Raw genomic sequence first — 5,192 nt, forward strand, 5'->3', positions numbered from 1 at the left:
GGACCTCCCCCGCTCCGGGAGGTCGCGGCCCGTTCGCCGCGCCCGGCTCCGGAGCCGACCCCGGCGGACGGGAGCCACGACCGCTGCGACCAGCAGATTCCCGACCGTTAGGCCACCACCCATTGGGGTGAATCAGGGGGTTTTCCGCTTCCCTCCCGGAACCACGCTGTGCAAAGCTTTCATTACCCTCGGTTTACCGAGTCTTGATGGTTCGCCCGGTGGCCCCCGGTGAGACGTCCCGCACCTCGCCCGAAGCCCTGGCGGGCCTGATGGTCAACGCCGGCCGGTGACACCCGCACTCCCCCGCCGCGCCCACGCCATCCCGCCACACCGTCGCGCCCACGACAGCCGATCCGCCCCGGAGCCCCACCCCGGATTCACCGCCGGACCTGACTGCGTTCGCTCCCCCGGACAGACGGGAAGACAATGACCCTCGACATCTCCAGTGCCCCCATCGCCTCCGACACCACCGACCACGCGCCGCCGGGCGCGGGCCCCCGCATCCGGTGGGCCCAGGACCTCTCCGCGTCCCTCGTGGTCTTTCTGATCGCCGTGCCGTTCTCCCTCGGCATCGCGCTCGCCACCGGCGCCCCGCTCACCGCCGGCCTGGCCGCCGCGGCCGTGGGCGGCATCGTGGTCGGGCTGTTCGGCGGCACACCGCTCCAGGTCAGTGGCCCCTCGGCGGCGCTGACGGTGATCACCGCCGGACTGATCGCCCAGTACGGCTGGCGGGCCACCTGCGCCATCACCGTCGCCGCTGGCCTGCTCCAACTCCTGCTCGGCGCACGCCGGGTGGCCCGGACCGCGCTCGCCGTCTCGCCCGCGATCGTGCACGGCATGCTGGCGGGGGTCGGGATCACCATCGCCATCGCGCAGTTGCACGTCGTCCTCGGCGGCTCGCCGCAGAGCTCCGCGATCGCCGACATCCTGGCCCTTCCCGGCCAGTTGGCCGGCCCGCACCCACCCGCGCTGCTGGCCGGCGCGGTGACCGTGGCCGTCCTGGTCGGCTGGCCCCGGCTCGGCCGACTGCCCGGCCGAGCGGGCGAGTTCGGCGCCCGGCTGGCCAGGGTCCCCGGCCCACTGGCCGGGGTCGCACTGGCCACCGCCCTCGTGTTCGCCCTGGACCTGCGGCTCGCCCACATCGAGCTGCCCGCCTGGCGGCCGCAGGCACTCCTGCCCGCGCTGCCGCACGGCCCGGTCCTCGGGCTGCTCGCCGCCGTCCTCACCGTCACCGCCGTGGCCAGCGTGGAGTCGCTGCTGTCCGCCGTCGCGACCGACCGGATGTCCCGCCGCACCGGCGACCTCGACCGCGAACTGCGCGGGCAGGGCCTCGCCAACCTGGTGAGCGGACTGGTCGGCGGGCTGCCGGTCGCCGGGGGCGCGGTGCGCAGCACCGCCAACGTGCGGGCCGGCGGCCAGACCAGGTGGGCCTCGGTGCTGCACGGCGTCTGGGTGCTGGCCGCCGCGCTGGCGCTGACCGGCGGACTGCGCCGGATCCCCCTGGCCGCGCTCGCCGCGCTGGTGCTGGTGGTCGGGCTGCAGATGGTGAGCTTCGCGCACATCCGCAAGGTGCACCGGCACCGCGAGTTCCCGGTCTACCTGATCACCGTGCTCGGTGTGGTGGCCGCCGGCGTACTGTGGGGCGTCGCGATCGGCGCCGGCACCGCCGTCCTGCTCGCCCTCTACCGGCTGACCCGCGCCCACGTGGACGTGGAGACCGGCCCCGGGGGCGCGGTCACCGTCCGGACGCACGGCCCGCTCACCTTCACCACCGTGCCCCGGCTCGGTCGGGCACTGGCCGGCATCCCGGCCGGGGCCGAGGTCACCGTGGTCCACGACGGCTCCTTCCTGGACCACGCCGCGTACGAGACGCTGCACACCTGGCGGGCCGGGCACCAGGAGGCGGGCGGCCTGGTCTCGATGGTGACGCGCCGCCAGGACGACGAGGTGCTCGACCCGGACGGCACCGTGCGTGCGGGCAGTTCACCGGGCCCGCACCGCTGCCGGGCCTGGACGCCCTGGGTCGGCCACCACTGCATCGAGCAGCAGGAGGACCCGCACGGCCGACTGCTGGACGGCGTCCGGGTGTTCCAGCTGCACACCGCCCCGCTGGTCCGGCCGGAACTCGCCCGGCTGGCGCGCGAGGGGCAGACGCCCTCCCAGCTCTTCCTGACCTGCGCGGACTCCCGGATGGTCACCAGCATGATCACCAACAGCGGTCCGGGGGACCTGTTCACCGTGCGGAACGTGGGCAACCTGGTGCCGGCCCCGCACGAACCCGGCGCGGCGGACGACTCGGTGGCCGCCGCGGTGCAGTACGCGGTCGAGGTGCTGGAGGTGCGCTCGATCACGGTCTGCGGCCACTCCGGCTGCGGAGCGATGCAGGCCCTGCTGGACGGCGTGCACGAGCGCCCCGGGCCGCCCACCCCGCTGACCCGCTGGCTGCGCAACGGCCGCGGCTCGCTGGACCGGCTCCGACGGGTCCCGGCGGAGTTCGCCGCCCGGCCCGCGGTGGACGTCGTGGAGCAGCTCTGCATCACCAACGTGGTCCAGCAGCTGGACCAGTTGCTGGCCAACCCGGCGGTGGAGCGCCGGGTCGAGGAGGGCACCCTGCGGCTGGTCGGGATGTACTTCGACCTCGCGACGGCCCAGGCCTACGTCCTCGACCGGGCCGCCGGGACGTTCAGCCCGGTCGAGGCCCGCACCGGGAAGGACGCGAACGGAATCGAACACCACACCGAGGCCCCCATCGGAACCGGCCCCGATGTCCGGCCGAACACAGCATCGGCCGAACGGGTGAGGGAGGATGATCGGGTTCCGGTCGAGGGCGGCGAGGAGGGCCCCCGGCTGGCCGCCTGAGAGCCGGGTCCGTGTCCCCGCCGGGCGGGCCGGGGCACGGGCCCACCCACCCCCGAACGGTCGTCCGGTCCTCCGCGGCGGACCGGACGCGAGGCCGACCGGTCGCCGGTCGGCCGCCGCCCGGCCGTCGGTCAAAGGTCTACACCAATTCACAGGAGCCTCTTGTCAACTGCCCCGTTCGCCTGGTGAGCTGTGCGCTGGGACACACGGGACAATCCCCACGCACGGGATCGCCCCCGATCATGACTCGATGAGGAGTGCGCGTTGAGCAACGAGAGCCTGGCCAACCTGCTCAAGGAGGAGCGGCGCTTCGCCCCTCCGGCAGAGCTCGCCGCCGCCGCCAACGTCACCGTGGCCGCGTACGCGCAGGCCTCCGAGGACCGTCTGGGCTTCTGGGCCGAGCAGGCCCGTCGCCTCACCTGGGCCGTCGAGCCGACCGAGACCCTCGACTGGTCCAACCCTCCCTTCGCCAAGTGGTTCGCCGACGGCAAGCTCAATGTCGCGTACAACTGCGTCGACCGCCACGTGGAGAACGGCCTGGGCGACCGGGTCGCCATCCACTTCGAGGGCGAGCCCGGCGACGGCCGTTCGATCACGTACGCCCAGCTCAAGGACGAGGTCTCGCAGGCCGCGAACGCGCTGCTGGAGCTCGGCGTCCGCAAGGGCGACCGGGTCGCCGTCTACCTGCCGATGATCGCCGAGGCGGTCGTCGCGATGCTCGCCTGCGCCCGGATCGGCGCCACCCACTCGGTGGTCTTCGGCGGCTTCTCCTCCGACGCCGTCGCCTCCCGCATCCAGGACGCCGAGGCCAAGCTCGTCATCACCGCCGACGGCGGCTACCGGCGCGGCAAGCCCTCCGCCCTCAAGCCGGCCATCGACGAGGCGCTCACCAAGGTCGACGGCGTCGAGCACGTCCTGGTGGTCCGCCGCACCGGGCAGGACATCCCGTGGACCGAGGGCCGCGACGTCTGGTGGCACGAGATCACCGCGCGCCAGTCCACCGAGCACACCCCCGAGGCGCACGACGCCGAGCACCCGCTGTTCATCCTCTACACCTCGGGCACCACCGGTAAGCCCAAGGGCATCCTGCACACCTCGGGCGGCTACCTCACCCAGGCCAGCTACACCCACCACGCGGTCTTCGACCTCAAGCCGGAGACCGACGTCTACTGGTGCACCGCCGACATCGGCTGGGTCACCGGCCACTCGTACATCGTCTACGGGCCGCTCTCCAACGGCGCCACCCAGGTCATCTACGAGGGCACCCCGGACACCCCGCACCAGGGCCGGTTCTGGGAGATCGTCCAGAAGTACGGCGTGACCATCCTCTACACCGCGCCGACCGCGATCCGCACCTTCATGAAGTGGGGCGACGACATCCCCGCGAAGTTCGACCTGTCCTCGCTGCGGGTGCTGGGCAGCGTCGGCGAGCCGATCAACCCCGAGGCCTGGATCTGGTACCGGGAGCACATCGGCGGCGGCACGTGTCCGATCGTGGACACCTGGTGGCAGACCGAGACGGGCGCCATCATGATCAGCCCGCTGCCGGGCGTCACCGAGACCAAGCCGGGCTCGGCCCAGCGCGCCCTGCCGGGCATCGCGGCCACCGTGGTGGACGACAACGCCGCCGAGGTGCCGAACGGCTCCGGTGGCTACCTGGTGCTCACCGAGCCGTGGCCGTCCATGCTGCGCACCATCTGGGGCGACGACCAGCGCTACATCGACACCTACTGGTCGCGCTTCGAGGGCCGCTACTTCGCCGGTGACGGCGCCAAGAAGGACGAGGACGGGGACATCTGGCTGCTCGGCCGGGTGGACGACGTCATGCTCGTCTCGGGCCACAACATCTCGACCACCGAGGTCGAGTCGGCCCTGGTCGGCCACCCGTCCGTGGCCGAGTCCGCCGTGGTCGGCGCGACCGACGCCACCACCGGCCAGGCCATCGTCGCCTTCGTGATCCTGCGCGGCGGTGCCACCGAGAGCCCCGAGCTGGTCGAGGAACTGCGGGCCCACGTCGGCCGCACGCTCGGCCCGATCGCCAAGCCGAAGCAGATCAAGGTGGTCGGCGAGCTGCCGAAGACCCGCTCCGGCAAGATCATGCGCCGCCTGCTGCGCGACATCGCCGAGGGCCGCGAGGTCGGTGACACCACCACCCTGGCCGACAGCACGGTGATGAGCCAGATCCAGGCCCAGCTGCCGTCCTCGGACAGCGGCAACGGCAACGGCAACGGCTGAGCCCACCGGGCCGGCGGCCGCTGACCCTCCGGGTCCGCGACGGCTGACCCACTGAGACAACCGCTGTGCCCCGGACGGTGATCACCGTCCGGGGCACC

2 protein-coding genes are annotated in these 5,192 nt (G+C 73.0%); both read left to right on the forward strand.

Features of this window, described 5'->3' with window-relative positions:
• Window positions 1-426 precede the first annotated feature (426 nt).
• On the forward strand, window positions 427-2,859 hold the full coding sequence (locus ACFU7Z_RS35785; protein ID WP_117488517.1) for a SulP family inorganic anion transporter: 2,433 nt from the start codon (window positions 427-429) through the stop codon (window positions 2,857-2,859).
• A 264-nt stretch (window positions 2,860-3,123) separates the two neighbouring features.
• Entirely contained in the window at window positions 3,124-5,094 is a 1,971-nt protein-coding gene (acs, locus tag ACFU7Z_RS35790; protein ID WP_380738341.1) for an acetate--CoA ligase, read from the forward strand.
• The last annotated feature ends 98 nt before the right edge of the window (window positions 5,095-5,192 follow it).

Origin of the sequence: Kitasatospora sp. NPDC057518 (assembly GCF_042802075.1) — a bacterium.
GTDB lineage: Bacteria > Actinomycetota > Actinomycetes > Streptomycetales > Streptomycetaceae > Kitasatospora.

Coding starts and splice junctions, on each gene's coding strand:
- ACFU7Z_RS35785 (WP_117488517.1), top strand. CDS start 427: ATGACCCTCGACATCTCCAGTGCCCCCATCGCCTCCGACACCACCGAC.